Genomic DNA, 16,899 nt, shown 5'->3' with positions numbered 1-16,899 from the left:
GGCCACGGCACGTCGCCGACGGGCAGTGACAGCCTCCCCGTGGCGCACGTACCAGGGCGACACCCCATATCGCGCGACCGGCCGGGGCGGCCGAGCCGGCCGGGGACGATCGACGCGTGGTGGCTGCGCCGGGGCGGGCAGCACGACCCTCCCGATGAAGCCGCCCCGGGACCGGACAACGCCGGCCCCGGGGACGCCGGTCAGTTGCGCAGGCTCCACTGCTGGTTGGTGCCGCCGTTGCAGGACCAGAGGATGATCTTGGTGCCGTTGGCGGTGGCCGCGCCGTTGGCATCGACGCAGAGCCCGGACTGAACGTTGGTCAGGGTGCCGTTGGCGTTGAGGTTCCACTGCTGGTTGGTGCCGCCGTGGCAGTCCCAGATGATGACCGTGGTGCCGTTGGTCGTACCCGCGCCGTTCGCGTCCAGGCACTTGTTGCCGTACACGGTCAGTTGCTTGCCGGCGGAGTAGGTCCACTGCTGGCCGGCGCCGCCCGCGCAGTCCCACAACTGCACCTGGGTGCCGTTGGTGGTGCTGGCGTTGGGCACCTCGACGCAGCGGCCGGACTGGCCGCCCACCAGACGGCCGCCCTGCTGGCCGCTGCCGGTGCCCTGCTGCCGGACCAGCGAGCCCGACTCGGCCGACCGGTTGCCCTGCGCGTCCACCACGAAGAGCCGGTACTCACCCTGGTTGGCGGGCACGGCGATGGACGTGGCGGTGCCCGCCGCCCGGGTCATCGTCGGACCGGCGGTGAAGGTGGTCGTGCCGGCGGGGGCCAGCCAGACCGTCCTGGTCGCGTCACCGGTGCTGCGGATCGGGATCGACGCCGTCGCGCTGGTGACGAAGGTGCTGGCCGGCAGGACGTAGTTCGGCTGGGAGAGGTTGCCCGCCGGAATGATGTCCCGGAACGCGTCCTCCAGGCCCGAGTTCGCGGCGATGGCGTACGCCGGCGCCGGCCAGACATAGTCGGAGGAGACCAGAATGTCGCTGACCGTGCTGTTGGGCAGGTTCTTGTTGGAGACCTTGTTGATCGGGCCGTAGATCTGCGTGATGCTCAGGTCGTGCTTGCGCCCGAAGTCGTCGGAGTTGATCATCCAGGTGACGTTCTTGTCCACGCTCAGCACGTTGTCGCGGAACGTCATGTACGCCGAGCCCTCGTCCGGGTGCAGGCCGTACTTGTGACCGGACGGCACGCCCTGGAGATAGTTGTTGGTGATCGTCGTCCCCGGCTGGGCGCCCAGCGTGTAGATAGGTGCCGTGTCACTGAGCCGCTGCACGGTGTCGATGATGTGGTTGTAGCTGATGGTGTTGTTGCGGGCCGTCGTGGTGGGCCGGTTCGGCGCGATCGAGCCCGACGAACCGTCGAAGTTCCACCAGCCCCAACCGAGCGTGATGCCCGACCAGGGTGACTTCTCGATCCGGTTGCGCTGCACGGTCAGGGTGTCCACGAAGTACGCCGAGATGGGGCTGTGCCCGTTGAACAGCACCGCGCTGTCGTAGAGGTAGTTGTTCTTGATCTCGATGTTCTTGGGCAGCCCCTCGACCTGCGGCAACCACTTCTCCCGGTTGGTCGACGTGCCGTCGCCGATGTAGACGTGCTGGGGGTGGCCGACGGTGAGCGCGGAACCGGCGACGTCGTTGGTGAAGTTCCCGATCAACTGGCTGTTCTGCACGTCGTTGACCATGTTGATGCCGTTGATGCCGGTGTGCTGGACCCGGTTGCGCTCCAGGCGGATCCCGTCGGCGTTGTCCACCTGAACGATGCCGGGAGTGACGTCGATGTTGCGGTAGTAGTAATCGTGGAAGTTCCGCTTCGCGTACGCGGTCGCACTGACGTTCCCCTGCTGCGCCTGCTTGAAGGAGGAGCCGGCGACGTTGACCAGGTTCCAGTCGGAGTGCTGGACGGTGAGACCGGAGAACGTGATGTTGCGCGCGTGGCTGCTGGTAGACGTACCCGCGACCCGCAGCAGGGTGGTCACGTTGTTCGGCGCGAAGACCGACGCGGTGGACATGTTCTCGGCGCTGCTCTTGTAGTAGTAGAGCGTCTTGCTGCCCTTGTCGAAATAGAACTCACCCGGCGCGTCCAGGAACTCGTAGGCGTTCATCACCTTGTGACTGCCGCCCACCTGCGCGTTGCCGTTGAACGAGCCCTGGGCGATGGCGGCACCCGGCTGCTGGAACAGCGCCACCCGGTTCGCACCGTCGGAACTGGTGGTCACCTGGCGTACCCCCACGATGGCGGTGGTCCAGGTGGTCGCCGTCTCGATCTCGATGTCGTCGGCGTTGCGGGCGACGGCGGGAAAGTCGTTCAGGTTGTACTTGGCGCCGTCGCACTGCGACCCCGACTCCCAGGCCCACGCCGCCTGCCCGGCCGTGATGTTGTACGTCCCGTAGCAGCCCGCCGACCCGATGGTCTTCGACGCCATGAACGCCCGCTTGTCGTTGACATAGAGCGCCCGCAGTTTGTTGGCGCGATCCAGCGGCGCCTTCCAGATGTTTCCGCTGTGCTGGGTCCACCCGGTCACCGGCACACCACCGTCGAGCACCGGCGTCTCGCTGGGATAGGCGGAATACAAGACCCGGTATCCGTTACTGCCGGAGTCGCCCGCGCCGAACTCGACCGTGCTGGTCACCGGATATCTGCCACCACGGAGATAGACCTGGATGTCACCGGTCATGTTCACGTTAACAGTACGCACGGCGTCGCGCGCGCGTTGCAGCGTCTTGAACGGTGACTGGAGGGTGCCGGGATTGGTATCGCTGCCGTCTGGCGCGACATAGTAGGTCGCCTGCACCGCGGCCGACGCCGGCAGTTGATTCGCGAGCACTGCCGGGAGTGCGGCGGCGACGAGCAACGCGCCGGCCAGCAACGACCTTCGGGCGGTGGAGAGGGCTGATTTCACGTACCGTTCCTTTCGCATGCCACCGACAGACATGTCCGCTGGACAGTCGTCCTGGGGGTGCGACAGTGAACCCGCCATGCGAACACGGGCCGCCCGCGCCGGGAGGCAGGGGTGCTCCGGGCGGGTCGGCCGTTGGCGGGTTCCTGGGGAGATGCCGTGACCGGCGGCGGCAAGGTCCACGTTCGAGCGACAAGCATCAACCGGAGACAGTTCCCTGCCACCGGGAACTCCCGCCGCCCGCTCACCCGCTCTTGCCTGTGGTCACGGAATTCTGCCCCGAAGCGTATGCGTCAGACCCATGGGACGCAACCACCAATTGTCAACCACCTATGCGTAATCGTGACCGCAATGATCAGTCGCGAGGCCGGGCGGTGGGTCGGCACGCCAGCGGTGGCCCACCTGGCAGCCGGGTCGCGTCCGCGTCAGGTCCGCCGGCCGGGCCCGGCGTCGCGGCCCGACCGACGCGGGGGTGGACGTCCCCGGGACCTACCGGTCGTCGCGCCGACGACGCGCCCGCTCGAACTCGGCGACATCCGACGTCCACGGGCCGTGCTGTTCGAGTGCGGCGCAGCCGCCACGGACGAAGGCGCTCACCAGGGTCCGGTACCCGTGACGATCTTTATTGATACCGCCATCGCCATGCCGACGGCAATTCCGCCCCACGGCGTATGCCCCCGCGCCCGGGGTCGTCCCCGGTCGACAGGCAACGGCATCCGGCCGTCCGTGTGCCGGCTGTGGGCAGCTAGGGTCGAACCGGGTCCTGGTGCGGCAGCTCGTCCGAAAGGACCTTGAAGTAGCGCAACGGCGACCATGCCTGCCGGTCGCCGATGACATAGAGCCGGCGCTTGGCCCGACTCACCGCGACGTTGAGCAGGTTGGGCCTGCTCGACGCCCAACGGCGGGCACCCACCCGGTCCGGCGCACCGCCGAGCACCAGCACGACGATGTCGGCCTGCTTGCCCTGTGCCGTGTGGACGGTGCCGGCGACCAGACCGGGATACCGCCGGGCCCGCCTGCCGACCTCGCGGGCGACGTCCCGGAACGGACCGATCACCATGACCTCGGACATGTCGAAGTCCAGCTCGGCGAGGGTAGCGAGGATACGGTCGAGCTGCCGGCCCTGGTCGGGAATCCAGTGGCCCTGCGCGCCGGTGCCCGCGACGTCGATCCACTTCGACGGGGGCAGCGTCGGGTAGACGAGCTGGAAGCGGTCCGCTGCCCCGGTGCCGGTGCCATCGATCATCAGACCGCCGTAGGCGACCTGGTTGACGATGTCGAACATCGGCTGGTCGCAACGCCGGTGCACGGTCAGCGGCACACCCACCCAGGTCGGGTCACTGTCACCGTCACCGGCCAGCCAGGTGCCCAACGGCGTGAGCCGGTCGGCGAGGCGCTGGACGGAGGTACGGCTGGTCAGCCACTGCTCGTCCACCGCCTGCTCGGTCCGGATCGCCTGTTCGGTGCGGAACGGCAGGGTGGTGATCGGCTCCAGTTGCAACGGGTCGCCGACGACCACCGCACGCCTGGTGCGCCAGAGCGCCCCGACCGCGTTCTGTGGCGTCGCCTGTCCAGCCTCGTCGATGAGCAGCCAACCGAGCGCCTCCCTGCCGAGGTGACCGAACACCCGGTCGTACGAGGCGAAGGTGGTGGACACCACAGGTACCACGAAGAAGAGGCTCTGCCAGGCCGCCACCGCCGCATCGGGGGCCAGACCGGTGGGGGCGTCGCCGCCTACGAGATCCATCGCGGCCTGCAGGTTGCGTCGCAGCCGGGTGGCGTTGTGTCGCAGGAACGCCTTGTGCAGCGCCAGGGCCGCCAGGAACAGGTCGCTACGCGCCTCGTTCCACTCCCTGTCGGTCCAGAGCGCCGCCGACTCCCGGCGCTGGCGGTCGGCGTGCCATTCGGGGTCGGGAAAGTGCCGGCCGAGCGCGCTCGCCGCCCGCCCCAGCCGCGCCTCCAGGGCGGAGAGATCGGCCTCGGCCGCCCGGATCGCGTCCTCGGCCGCACGGTGGGCCAGGACGGCCGTGGAGAGTTCCTGTTCCGCCAACGCCACCGTCCGCCGGGCCGCGGTCAGTGGCGCGTGGTCGACCCGCGGCTTGGGTATGCCCGCCGCCAGCATGCGTCGGATCTCGTCCCCCTGCCGCCGGGCGGTGTCCACCGCCCGCTGTACCACGTCGATCTCCACCTGCACGGCGGCCCGCTCCGCACGGGCCGCGTCCAGCGCGACCTGGGCCTGACGGACCCCGGCCAGGAGCTGACCGTCGTAGTACGACCAGCGCCGTTGTGCCTCGCCGAGGGTACGCAACCACTCCCATGGGCCGGGCTGCGCCCGTTGGTGCGCCGCCTGCGCGGTCAACCACCGGCTCAGCTCCGCCTCACTCGACCACAGGGCCCGCTCGGCGGTGGCCCTGCGGCCGGTGCTCAGGTGCTCGACCTGGCGCTCGGCCGTCGCGAGGGTCTGGTCGGCAGCCGCCGCGCGATGGCGGGCGTCCCGTTCGGCTTCGGCCTGGAGGGCCGACGCGATCCGGTCGGCCTCGGCCACCCGCTCGCGCTCGGTGTCCAACGCCGCCCCGTGGCGACGCCGTGCCGACTCGACCGAACCCGCCGCCACCTTCACGGCGTGGCGCAGGTCGGCAAGGTAGATCTCGGGATGCTCCCGGCGCTCGACGTCGCGGTACACCTCGGCCCGCTCCGTACGCACCGCCTCGACCCGTGCCTCCGCGGCACGGAACCGCGACACCGCAGTCGACCACGGGACCTCCGGGCTCGTCTGCTCGTACCCCTTCAGCACCGACAGCAGGCCGTACCAGGTGTGGCCCTCGTGGGATCCCTTCCGGGGCTCGTCCGGGGTGTGGTACCAGAACGTGCTGACGAACCGGCTCCGGTTGGCCTTGTTCCCCAGCCGCGCCGCGACCAGGGCCCACGCCCGCTCGGCGACCTGCGGTTGCTCGGCGTCCGGCTGACCGGCCAACAGTGCCGTGGCGATGTCGGGAAAGTAGTCGGCCGCTGCCGCCCGTTCCCGCCACGAGTCGTCGATCGCGTCGGCGGCGGGAATCTCGTCGGTGACGTTCTGCACGGCACCGTTGTTGGCCGAGGCGACAACCATCTCGAAGCCCGTGAGGTCGGGCTGCCACACGTCGACGACCCGCGTACGTTGTCCGGTGCTCCAGCGCAGCTGCCGTCCGGTGAACGCCCGGGCCGGGTCGGTCAGCGCGGCCAGCCGCCGAGCCCGCTCGACGACGAGCGCCGCGACGAGGTCGCGCAGCATCGTGGTCTTGCCGGTGCCCGGCGGGCCGTTGACGCCGAGAATCCCGGCGGTCATGCCCAGGGCGGTACAGACGGCCACCTGCTGGTTGAGCGCGAGCGCGTGCTCGGGATGGCTGGGCCACCGCCCCGCCGGCACCGCCCGTGGTGCCGTCGCCGCCAACACGGCGTCGATCCGGTCGCGCACGTCCACCCGGCCAGCGGTGGCGAGGTCGGCCTCGGGCCGCAGATAGTCGCGCAGCGCGACGCCGACGTCGCCCTTGGCGATCTTCTCCGCGACCCGCTCCAGGTCGTACATGATGAAGCTGTTGAGAAACGCGTGGCCTGCGGCGCTGTCCGGGTTGCGACGGGCCACGAGCTGGCTCTTGATCCGGATATCGGTACAGGGCAGGGCTGCACCGACCCCGGCCACCCCCAGGGCCAGATCCAGGCAGCCGGCGAGCAAGTCGTGGTCCACCACCCGCGGAACCATCTGCGGCGCATGGTCCTCCGTACCGTTGGTGGTCACGGTCACCACTTCCTGGAGCGACTCGTGGAGATCCTCGGTGGCGGACTCGAACCGCGCAAGCCAGTCGCCTCTGGCTCGCCTGTCCCGCACCAACCGGCCGGTCGCCCAGGCGCAACTCGACAGCACCAGCGAGTCGAGCAACACGTGCCCGTGCTCGTCGACCGTCAGCGCGACGACGGCGCTCTCCCCCGCCGGCCTTTCGTCGTAGCTGTCCGGGTCCGGTTCGAACACCCGGGACAGCACCTCGAACAGTTCGTCGAGACGGTGGATGCCCAGATACACGACGTGTCGCCAGGTCTGGTTCGGGCGCAGCTTCCACCGCGAGAGCTCGTGACCCGCCTCCCACGGCAACGGCTGTCCCGGCTGAACCGCGAAGACCAACCGGTCCCGGCTGACCCGCTCGACGCTCTGCGGACTGAACATCTCCACGGTTCGCCAGAACCTGACAACCTCTGCCTGTGCGGCCTGCGCGCTCCGTCGCAACACCACTCCGATCGTCGATCAGATCGTGCCCGGGCGGAGGATCGTATCGTTCGCAGAACGCCGACGGGCACCCGACGGGGCTCCCGGACGGGGCTCCCGGACGGGGCCCGGCTCTTGGTCGACCACTGTCCTTGTCGGTGCCGCCCTCGTCCTGTGTCGACAGTTCTCCTCCGTGCCCATCGTGACCGGGCCCCGCACGATGAAAGCCTCATTGTTAGGGGATTCGCTTTCGCGCCGGGATGGTAGAAACGAACCGACCGACCGGTGTGCCCAGCGGAGGGTGAATGGGTGTCTGACATCGCGGACCCGAGCCGGCATCTCGTCCTCACCATGGACGTGGAGCGGTACAGCGGGCGGGACAACGTGCTCCAGTGGCGTGTCCAGCAGGCCCTGCCGAGGATCATGCAGCGGGCCCGGGAGAAGCTGGGCCCGATCGGCGTCCACGAGGGCCTGGTCCACCTCGACGGCGACAACGGCTTTCCCGGCGAGGCCGTCGTCACGGCCTGCCGGCTGGTCGACTCTCCGCAGCTCAAGGCCGCCCTGCGACGGTTCCCCGACGCGCAGGTCGCACTGATCGTGTCGGACCGGCTCTACCAGGATGTCAGCCGGCACTACGGTGACCCACGGCCGGCGCACTTCCTGCGAGTGACCGCCGGCCTGCCGGAGAAGAGCGCAGAACAGCCTCTCCCCGCCACCGCCCCGGTCCAGCCATCCGCCGGTGGTCAGACCTTCCGACACATCACGGCGCACGGGCCGGCGGCGTTCGGCAACGGCAACGTGATCACCACGTACGGTTCCGCCGGCGGCGCGACCCCGCACCGGCCCTGACGATGGCGCAGGACCATCCCCGCACCGACCAGGTGGCACCGTCACCCGAACCGGGCACCGGCATCCACCAGGCCAGCTACTCCGGGATCACCACCCACGGGCCGGCCGCCTTCGGTAACCACAACATCGTCAACCAGGTCAGCTACCGGAGCGCCCCGCCCACGCACGCCGACGACGTGCTGGTGTCGAAGGCCCTGGAGGCTCTGGCGGGACAGGTGGAGACAGAGCGACGGCGGGACGAGGAGCGCAGCCAGGTGCTGCGACGCCCGCTGCCCGTCCGCTGGGCGGTGACCGCCGCCGGCTCGGCGATGGCCGACGTCGACCGGTCGTCGATCGGGGTCGCCGACGACCGGCTCCCGGCTGGCGGGTTGGACGACCTCGCCGGTCTGCTCGCCCGGCGGCTACCGCACCGACGGCTGGTGATCCTGGGTACGGCCGGTGCGGGTAAGACCGTGCTGGCCACCCGACTCGTGCGCGGTCTGCTCCGGGAGCGCCTGGCCGGCCAGCCGGTCCCGGTGCTGCTGCCCGCCGACACCTGGCACCCGGGTGAGCAGCACCTGCGGGAGTGGATGGCGCAGCGGCTGACCCAGGACCATCCCCACCTGGGGACACCGGCCCCGGGCCGCTCGCGCACCCGTCGGACGATGGCCACCCACCTGATCGAGAGCCGGCTGGTGCTGCCGGTCCTTGACGGGTTGGACATGATCGGCGACGGGCTGCTCGGCACAGCGCTCAGCGAGCTGAACAGCCTCGGCACCGGAGAGCCGCTTGTGGTGACGAGCCGCATCGAGCCGTACGAGGGCGCGGTCCGGATCGCCGGCTGCGGGCTGTCCGGGGCTGCGGTGGTGGAGGTGCTGCCCCTCAGGCTGACCGAGGCCCGGAACTACCTCGCCCCCGCAGGCGAAACCGGGCGGTGGAACCGGGCCTTCGCCGAGTTGACGAACGACCCGGACGCCCCGCTCGCCCAAGCCCTGCGGACGCCACTGATGGCCTGGCTGGCCCGCACCATCTACACGACAGCGGCACCCACGACCGTCACCGCCGACCCGGCCACCACCGTCGCCGATCCGCAGGAACTGGGCGACCGGGCCCGTTTTCCGGACCGGAACGCCATCGCCGACCATCTCATCGACGGTCTGCTGCCGGCGGTCTATCCGGCCGAGCCGACCCCGACCAACCGCCGGGACTCCGACGAACGGTGGCACCGTCAGGATGTGGAACGGGCGCTGATCTTCCTGGCCCGGCACCTGTGCCGGAACGACACCCACGAGATCGCCTGGTGGCGACTCGACCGCGCGGTCCGGCACCAACGAACCCTGTGGACCCCGCTGCTCATCGCGCTCTACGGACTGTTCTTCGGGCTCGGGCACAGCCTGACCGCCGGCCTGGCGATGGGGACGGTCCTGGGCCTGATCGGGGCGAGCCGGCGGGCCCGCACCAAGCTGGGCTGGGTCGCCAGCGAGACCCCGTACCGCACGAAGATGAGCTTCCGCCGGCTCCGGGCCACCCTCTGGTACGTCCTCGTCTCCACCACGAAGCTGGCCGTGCCGCTGCTGGCGGGGCTGGTCCTGCTGTCCGTGCCGGAACCTGGTCCGCTGGTCATCACGGCGGGCGTGCTCCTGCTGGTGACGACAGCCGTTCTACTCGTCCGGCAGACCTGGCCGCGCAGAGAACGCGACCTGACCCGGGAACTCGTGGTGCCTGCCGATCCCTCCCGCGCCGTCAGTCCGACCTCGACGTTGCGCGGCGACCGGGCGGCGGCACTGATGGTCGTGCCGCCGACGATCCTGCTCGGCGCAACGCCGGCGATCCTGTTCGGCACCGTTCGCCCGATGCTGGCCGCGACCGCGTTCGTCATCGGCTGGATCGGCGCTAGCGCCTGGGCCAGGTGCACGGTCGCCCGGGCCGTCCTCGCGGCCCGGGGGCACCTGCCGTGGCGGACCATGGCCTTCCTCGACGACGCGGTAGACCGGGGCGTGCTGCGGCGGGTCGGTGCCACGTACCAGTTCCGGCACCCCCGGCTCCGCGACCGGCTGGCCGAGCATCCCGGTAGCCGCTCCGCCTGGTGCTAAGCCAGCAGTCGAAGATGCCCGCCGGACGGCGCGCCAGGTGCACCGCTGTAGGCCTCAGTCCGTGTGGCACGGAACGGTCCAACGGCTCCCGAGCACCCACCGAGACACCGAGCCCCGTAACGTCCCGCCGCCGCAGGAACTCACCGATCGGGCGACCGTTCCAGACCCCCGAACTCCACCAATCAGGATCCACCTGCGAACCCACGACCACCCCGATCGCACGACGACCCAGCTTGCCAGCACAGCGCATCGACACCGTCACGACAAGTCAAAGACGGGTCGGCTCGACGGACCCACCACAGATTCGGGGCACACTGCGGCATCCGGAACCCCCACGATGGGCCCCACGGTGTTCCGCGAGAGACCACCCCACAGGGCCTGAGCACCACGACCTCATTCCTTCACCGGAGTGCCCTCGCCCACCCGTACGGTGGAGCCGTGGACCGGATCGCCATCATCGGCTGCGGCGGCAGCGGCAAATCCACCGTCGCCCGAGAACTCGCCCGGATCCTCGACGCCCCGCTCACCCACCTGGACGCGCTCTACTACGACGAGAACTGGACGCCGCTGCCCACAGCCGAGTTCGCCGCCCAACAGGAGAAACTCGTCACCCGCGACCGCTGGATCATCGAGGGCAACTACGCCGGCACCCTGCCCATCCGCCTCGCCGCCGCCGACACCGTGATCTTCCTCGACCTACCCGCCACCGCATGCCTGCGGGGCATCCTCCAACGCCGGCGGCGCTACCGGGGCGGCCAACACCCAGCCGACGGCGTCTACGACCGGATCACCTGGAACTTCCTCCGCTACATCCTCGGCAACCGGCGCACCATGCGAGCCCGCATCCGCGCACTGCTCCATGATCACGGGCCACACGTCCGGCTGATCACCCTCACCAGCCGACACCACGCCAACCGGTTCATCGACCACACACGACGGGCAATACAACCGGGAACCTGACCGAGGCCGTACACCACGACCGCACCGCGTCCCGACAAACGGCGACCGGTCCAACGGCTCCCGAGCACCCACCGAGACACCGCGCCACGAACAGAAACGCCAAAAGACTCCAACCCAGGGTGAAACCCCACGTCAGAGCCTTTTTGGTGGTGCGCCGCCAGGGACTCGAACCCCGAACCCGCGGATTAAGAGGTTGATCTTGGTCGAGTCGTCTGGTCCAACGAGGTCGCGTGAGTCCATCTGTTCGCGGTCAGGCCCCAGCTTCACGAGACGGTGTCCAGCTCAGTCCGTCGCGCGTTGGCCCCGTCCCATCGCGCGCGAGCACCCACGGAGACACCGCATGGATCATCACCAACCAGCTGGCCAAGGATCACGGTAGGCCCTGGACCATCCTGGCGCAGAAGCACTCACACGGACCGGGCCCACTCTCACTCGTCAATCGGCGGGGTCACGCGTGCCTGAACGTCCTACAACGACAGTCGGTCGATCCATGTCTCGACGCATGGGCGGCACCTAGAGTGTTGCGGTGCTGACCCTCGGCGTCGACCTCGCGGCGGCGGACAAACGTACGGCGATGGCGACCATCGAATGGCTGTCGGACCGCGCAGTGGTGCGAGACGTGGCCCTCGACGTCGGCGACGCCCAGATTGTCGAGGCCAGCCAGGACGCGGACAAGGTCGGGCTGGACTGCCCACTCGGCTGGCCGGAACCCTTCGTCGCGCTCGTCACGGCCCACCGGTCCGGCCACGTCGCCGTCGATGACGGCGATGCTGCGCGGTGGCGGCGTCGTCTGGCCTACCGGTTGACCGACGAGGTGGTACGCGAGACGACCGGCATCATCCCGCTCAGCGTGGCCGCGGACCGCATCGCTCATGCCGCTTTCCGGTGCGCCGGGCTGTTGGCGATGCTGGCCGCCGCCGGCCAGGACGTCGACCGTTGCGGCGACGGCAAACTCGTCGAGGTCTACCCGGCCGCGGCCCTGTGCCGCTGGGGTCTGACGTACCGCGGTTACAAGGGACGGGGCCAGAAGACGCAGCATGCCGACCTCGTGACCACGCTCTGCGCGGCCGCACCCTGACTGGAACTGGGCGCTTCCGAGGCACTGTGTCGACGCAGCCACGACGCCTTCGACGCGGTCGTCGCGGCCCTCAACGCACGTGCCGCCGCCATAGGCAGAGCGACCCGACCCGACGACGAGCAACGGCAGACCGCAGGAGTCGAGGGCTGGATCGCCCTGCCCACGAGACCGCTCAACGACCTTGTAGACGGCACCGAAGCCGGCGGGAGGCGCTCATGACCTCGGGGCTGAGTTGGCTGGGCCGGGCCTGCCGATTCCGGGCATCGACCAGCTGCGCAGGGCTTCGTCGCAGCGGGGCGTCCCATCAGGCATCCGGCTGCCACGGGGTCGGAAACGCAGCGAAAGTTGTCAGCGGCCGCGACTACGCTACGTGGGCATTCGATCAACGAAGATCAACCTAGGAGAGAGACTAAATGCGCGTCACCAAGGCGCAGATCTCGAAGTACAAGAGCGTCACCGACTCCGGCGAGTTCGCGGTCAACGACCGCCTCACGGCGCTCGTGGGCAAGAACGAGGCTGGTAAGACCGCCGTCCTAGAGGCCATCTACCGCTTCAACCCCCTGGCGAGCGGTCACCCGACGACGTTCGATCCGCTGCGGGATTACCCCCGCAGCAGCTACAACCGCGAAAAGGCTCAGATCAGCGCCGTTGAGCCGATCCAACTGACGTTCGCGCTCGACCCGGACGACATCGCCGCCGTCGAGGCCACGTTCGGCAAAGGCTCGGTGATTGCTAACCACGTGAGGGTCGCCCGCCGGTACAACAGCACGACCACCTACTGGAGTTCGCCGGTTATTAGCGAGGCCAAGGCGATCGGGCACCTGGTGGAGAAGGCCGGGCTCGACCGGGGCAAGTACGCCAAGCAGACGCGTGGGGCGACGATCGCCGCACTCCGTGCCGAAGAAGAACCACCGGCAGCGGCGGCGGAACTGGCCGGCGACCTGGAAGACCGCGACCTTGTGAGAGAGGCCCGGACTATCCTGGTCCGTCGACTTCCGAAGATCCAGTATTTCGACGAGTACAGCGTGCTACCGGGCAGCGTCTCGATCGAGCGCCTGCAGAAGGCCGCTGAGGACGATCTCAGCCCGGGCGAGCGCACCGCGCTGGCGCTGCTGCGGCTGGCCGGCGTTGACAGTGAGGAGTTCGCCGAGGCGGACTACGAGGCCCGGAAGGCGTCGCTGGAGGCCGCAGCCAACCAGCTCACTGACGAGCTGTTCGAGTACTGGACGCAGAACGACGGCCTGTCCGTCGAGCTCGACATCGAATCGCGGCCGGTGCCTAACCGGCCGGGGCAACCGGAGCCGTGGCTGCAGATCCGGGTGCGCAACGCGACCCACCGGGTCACCCTCAACATGGCCGAGCGGTCCAAGGGCTTCATCTGGTTCTTCTCGTTCCTGGCCGCGTTCTCGGAGTACGCCGAGGAGGACCGCCGGGTAATCCTGCTCGACGAGCCGGGCTTGAACCTGCACGCCAAGGCTCAGGGCGACCTGTTGCGCTACATCGACGAGCGACTGGCCCCGGAGCACCAGGTCATCTACTCCACCCACTCGCTGTTCATGATCCAGCCGCGGCACCTGGTGCGGTGCCGCACGGTCGAGGACCTCCCGAAGCAGGGAACCAAGGTTAGCGAGGACGTGTGGGCCGCGCGGCCCGAAACTGTGTTCCCGCTGCTCGGCGCCCTGGGCGTGGACATGTCCCAGGCGCTGATCGTCGGCCCGGATCAACTGGCCGTCGAAGGCCCGGCCGACGTCGCCTACCTCTCCGTCATGAGCGACCTCGCGCGGGAGAAGGGCAAGACATCGCTCGATCCTCGGTGGACCATTACTCCTGTCGGCGGGCTCGACAAGATCCCGACGTTCGTCGCGCTGCTGCGCGCCAGCGACCTGAACATCGCGGTCGTCATGGACGTTGCCGCCGGCGGCAACCAGAAGATCACCAACATGGTGCAGCGCGGGCTGCTGGCCCAAGAGCACCTCATCCCGCTGACCGACATCACGGGCGCGGCGGAGGCGGACATCGAGGATCTGTTCGATCAAGGTTGGTACCTGAAGCTGCTCAAGGAGAGCAAGGTAGGGGTCGTCGCCAAAAACAAGCTGACCGGCGGCCGCATCGTCAAGCAGGTCGAGGCCGTCCTCGGCTCCCGCTTCGATCACTACCAGCCCGCCAGCTACCTCATGCGCACGGCCACCAAGCTACGCGACGAGGTGGACGACGCCACCATCGACCGGTTTGCACAGCTGTTCGCCCGGATCAACAACCTGCTCAGCACGTAGCCCGCCCGTGCCTCGGCGTCCGCCCTGGCCCGGACGCCGAGGCACGGCCCGACGCCGCCGGCACGTCGAATCAGGGCCGGAATTCGTGGACATGCTTTTCTCGCTCGATAAGCCAGCAGCGAACCCTGAGCTGGCGTTGATCCATGGTTCGCAGTCCCAGCACGTCCCACCAGTCCACGTTTGCCGGACTTATCTGGCCCGCATGCAGTGGATGATGCCGAAGGGGCCGCCTGTCTATGGGCAGGCGAGCACCCGCGGGGAGCATCCCTGCCTCGCTGGGGTTATCCATCGTGTGTGCTCAATGGCTTGGCTTCTTCAACAGCAATGGGAACAGCGAGTCGCGTAGCCGCTCCGTGACCTCGACAATCTCCCGGTGTAGCGCGACCTTGTCATCAAGAGCGCTCATGGTATCGCCGATGGTTTCTTGCACTGCGGGCGGCGGAACCAGGACCGGCAGGGTCCGGAGGGTGCTTAGCGTTAGCGTTGGCACGGTGGCTGTAGATGCGTTCCTGGCGATCCAGTCACGGACCGCCGGATGCCGCATGTAGTGCAGCAGATACCGGGATTCGACAGATGGTTCGGGACGTAGCCGAAAGCAGGCCGTCCCGGTTACCCATCCTTCATGCTCCGGGCCCGCGAGAGCCTGCTTGCCGAGATCCCCGGTCCGCACGCAGATCAGGTCACCAGGAATCAGTCGATACCGATCCAGTCGAGCGGATGCCTCAGCCGTCACCAGTACGGTGCCGCTATCCGCGATGCGCCCATACATCAAGTGCTTGGGTGCGACGACTTCGACTGGTACACCATCGGTGTCGACCGGCCGGATCATGCTGTTCGACGGGCCCGCTACCACGTCACATGCCTCGGCTAGCGGTATCTCCCGCCAGCCGGCCGGGGCAGGACCGACCAGAAAGCTCACAGGGAAAGCTCCTTTAGGTGTTCCTCGATGGTCCGATCGATATGGGCAGCTTGCTCGGCCAGCTGGTCGAGTCGCCGCGTCAATTCGCCCACCTCTCGGGCTCGCGTCCGCAAGTCTGGCGCCTCGTTGATCGACGGGATGTAGGCGCGGGGGTTCAGCCGATACCCGTCGCTGCGAAGTTTCTCAATTGGCACCGCAGCGACGAAACCTGCAACCGGGTCAAGCGAGTGTTCCCGCCAATCGCGGTACGCATCAACGATCCTGTCAATGTCCGTGGGGCCGAGGGTTCGGCGGCGCTGCTGAATGCTGCCGAGTTCGTTTGCATCGATGAACAGCACCTCAGCGGGGCGGGGGGTGGGCGAGCGCTGCAGAAGCCATAGCGTGACTGGGATATCGGTGCCGGCGAACATCTGACCTGGTAACGCGATGACGGCCGAGACCACGCCGTCGTCGAGCATCGCCGCCCTGATATTCCGCTCCTGTGTGTTCTCCGAAAGCCCAGCACCATAGGGCATTACCACTGCCGCTCGGCCACCGGGTTTGAGCGAGGCGATGACGTACTGCAGCCAAGCGAAGTTGCTGTTGTGTGCCGGTGGCGAACCGTACCACCACCGCCCACGGAACCGATCATCGCCGATCCAGTTCGGCAAGTTGAACGGCGGATTCGCCGTTACCACGTCGTACTCATTGTCCGCTGCCCCGGTTGGCAGGCTGTCGACAACGCTTGGCAGCACCTGTGGCGTTAGCCCTCTCAGACGCAACTGCAGGTACGCCAACGCGCACGACCGCAACGAGTAGTCGGAAATTGTCACCGCCAGCCGGTCGAGGGCCTTACCCTGCCGCATCAGTCGATCGACAATCGCGGTGAGAAATCCACCTGCTTTACAGCAGGGGTCGAGGATCTGGTCGTCACCTGTCGGGTCGAGGAGCCCAGCGGATAGTTCCGTGATGGCCCTAGGAGTGTGGAACTCCCCGGTGCCCTTGCGGGTCGTCAACCCGCCCACCCGCTCGAGTACCGCACTGAAAACTTGGGCAGGGGGCGCTTGACCATCCGGGTCAAGCCGGTTGACCACCTCCACGAGCGGTGCCAACTGGCGCATGTCATCAGCTTTGCGCACCGAGTCCAGCAAAGGACGAAGAAGCGCAGGACTCTCCCTGTCTGCCGACAGGTCGGAGCGAAGCGCCTGCTCGGCGTCCGAGGCACCGCTAACCAACGCCTGCCATGCGGGGCGGCCTCGCAGGTATAGCAGGACGAGCACGACATCGCCCAACTCGCTGACACTCAGCAGCCCACGACATCGATCGAAGCCGTGCCAGATCGCCTCGTTAATCCGCCCCACTGCCGCGTCTACCGTCACTGGTGAAGGGGTGAGCTCGCCCGGTCCGTAGCTCATGCGTCCCGCTCCTCGTTCCGCTTGTCCTTCGAGCCTCTCCGGTGCGAAATGATCCGCAGCCAGAGGTTAAGCAGGTCCTTCGAATCCCGCGGCAGTATCCGATGCGCCAGCGCGAGGAGGAACGCGCCGACGAAGACCCACCACGGCGCGTCGGCCAACGCCACACCGACCGGTGCCACTACGCCGGCCAACGCCCCAGGTGCCAGCTTGGCAATCATCG

Annotated in this window: 10 protein-coding genes and 1 pseudogene; 5 read left to right on the top strand and 6 right to left on the bottom strand. The window is 68.4% G+C overall.

Annotated elements, in window-relative coordinates:
• Nucleotides 1-200: 200 nt before the first annotated feature.
• The 3 genes from GA0070216_RS14130 to GA0070216_RS14125 form a co-directional block, all read right to left on the bottom strand.
• A complete protein-coding gene (locus GA0070216_RS14130; RefSeq protein ID WP_091246186.1) occupies nucleotides 201-2,900 on the bottom strand; it encodes an RICIN domain-containing protein in 2,700 nt (899 codons plus the stop codon).
• Between the two features lie 486 nt (nucleotides 2,901-3,386).
• Nucleotides 3,387-3,734 (bottom strand): DUF6357 family protein, encoded by a 348-nt coding sequence (locus tag GA0070216_RS36090; protein ID WP_281190421.1) that lies wholly within the window; start codon nucleotides 3,732-3,734, stop codon nucleotides 3,387-3,389.
• On the bottom strand, nucleotides 3,643-7,095 hold the full coding sequence (locus GA0070216_RS14125) for an AAA domain-containing protein (RefSeq protein WP_091245405.1): 3,453 nt from the start codon (nucleotides 7,093-7,095) through the stop codon (nucleotides 3,643-3,645). The genes GA0070216_RS36090 and GA0070216_RS14125 overlap by 92 nt, the downstream gene beginning before the upstream one ends.
• A 348-nt stretch (nucleotides 7,096-7,443) precedes the next feature.
• Here GA0070216_RS14125 and GA0070216_RS14120 point away from each other — a divergent pair, with 348 nt between their 5' ends.
• The 5 genes and pseudogenes from GA0070216_RS14120 to GA0070216_RS14100 all read left to right on the top strand — a co-directional run bounded on the left by GA0070216_RS14120 (nucleotide 7,444) and on the right by GA0070216_RS14100 (nucleotide 14,366).
• On the top strand, nucleotides 7,444-7,983 hold the full coding sequence (locus GA0070216_RS14120) for a hypothetical protein (protein ID WP_245722497.1): 540 nt from the start codon (nucleotides 7,444-7,446) through the stop codon (nucleotides 7,981-7,983).
• A 2-nt stretch (nucleotides 7,984-7,985) separates the two neighbouring features.
• Nucleotides 7,986-10,055: a hypothetical protein gene (locus tag GA0070216_RS34540; protein WP_091245402.1), complete on the top strand. Its 2,070-nt coding sequence runs from the start codon at nucleotides 7,986-7,988 to the stop codon at nucleotides 10,053-10,055.
• Between the two features lie 438 nt (nucleotides 10,056-10,493).
• The gene (locus GA0070216_RS14110; protein WP_091245398.1) at nucleotides 10,494-11,015 is read left to right on the top strand and encodes a P-loop NTPase family protein; all 522 of its coding nucleotides are present in this window, start codon (nucleotides 10,494-10,496) and stop codon (nucleotides 11,013-11,015) included.
• A 526-nt stretch (nucleotides 11,016-11,541) separates the two neighbouring features.
• Nucleotides 11,542-12,312: pseudogene (locus GA0070216_RS14105) on the top strand (DUF429 domain-containing protein).
• A 194-nt stretch (nucleotides 12,313-12,506) separates the two neighbouring features.
• Nucleotides 12,507-14,366, top strand: coding sequence for an ATP-dependent nuclease (locus GA0070216_RS14100; protein WP_091245395.1), 1,860 nt, complete (start codon nucleotides 12,507-12,509; stop codon nucleotides 14,364-14,366).
• A 298-nt stretch (nucleotides 14,367-14,664) separates the two neighbouring features.
• Here the strand turns inward: GA0070216_RS14100 and GA0070216_RS14095 are convergent, their stop codons facing one another.
• From GA0070216_RS14095 to GA0070216_RS14085, 3 genes are read right to left on the bottom strand one after another with little or no spacing between them, the layout of a single operon-like run.
• The gene (locus GA0070216_RS14095) at nucleotides 14,665-15,285 is read right to left on the bottom strand and encodes a restriction endonuclease subunit S (protein WP_141723094.1); all 621 of its coding nucleotides are present in this window, start codon (nucleotides 15,283-15,285) and stop codon (nucleotides 14,665-14,667) included.
• Nucleotides 15,282-16,679 (bottom strand): N-6 DNA methylase, encoded by a 1,398-nt coding sequence (locus tag GA0070216_RS14090; protein ID WP_091245389.1) that lies wholly within the window; start codon nucleotides 16,677-16,679, stop codon nucleotides 15,282-15,284. The genes GA0070216_RS14095 and GA0070216_RS14090 overlap by 4 nt, the downstream gene beginning before the upstream one ends.
• Nucleotides 16,676-16,897: a hypothetical protein gene (locus GA0070216_RS14085; RefSeq protein WP_091245386.1), complete on the bottom strand. Its 222-nt coding sequence runs from the start codon at nucleotides 16,895-16,897 to the stop codon at nucleotides 16,676-16,678. Before GA0070216_RS14085 ends, GA0070216_RS14090 begins: the two co-directional genes overlap by 4 nt.
• Nucleotides 16,898-16,899: the final 2 nt, after the last annotated feature.

It is taken from the genome of Micromonospora matsumotoense, from assembly GCF_900091525.1.
Classification (GTDB): domain Bacteria; phylum Actinomycetota; class Actinomycetes; order Mycobacteriales; family Micromonosporaceae; genus Micromonospora; species Micromonospora matsumotoensis.
This window is presented reverse-complemented; position numbering and strand designations above follow the sequence as displayed.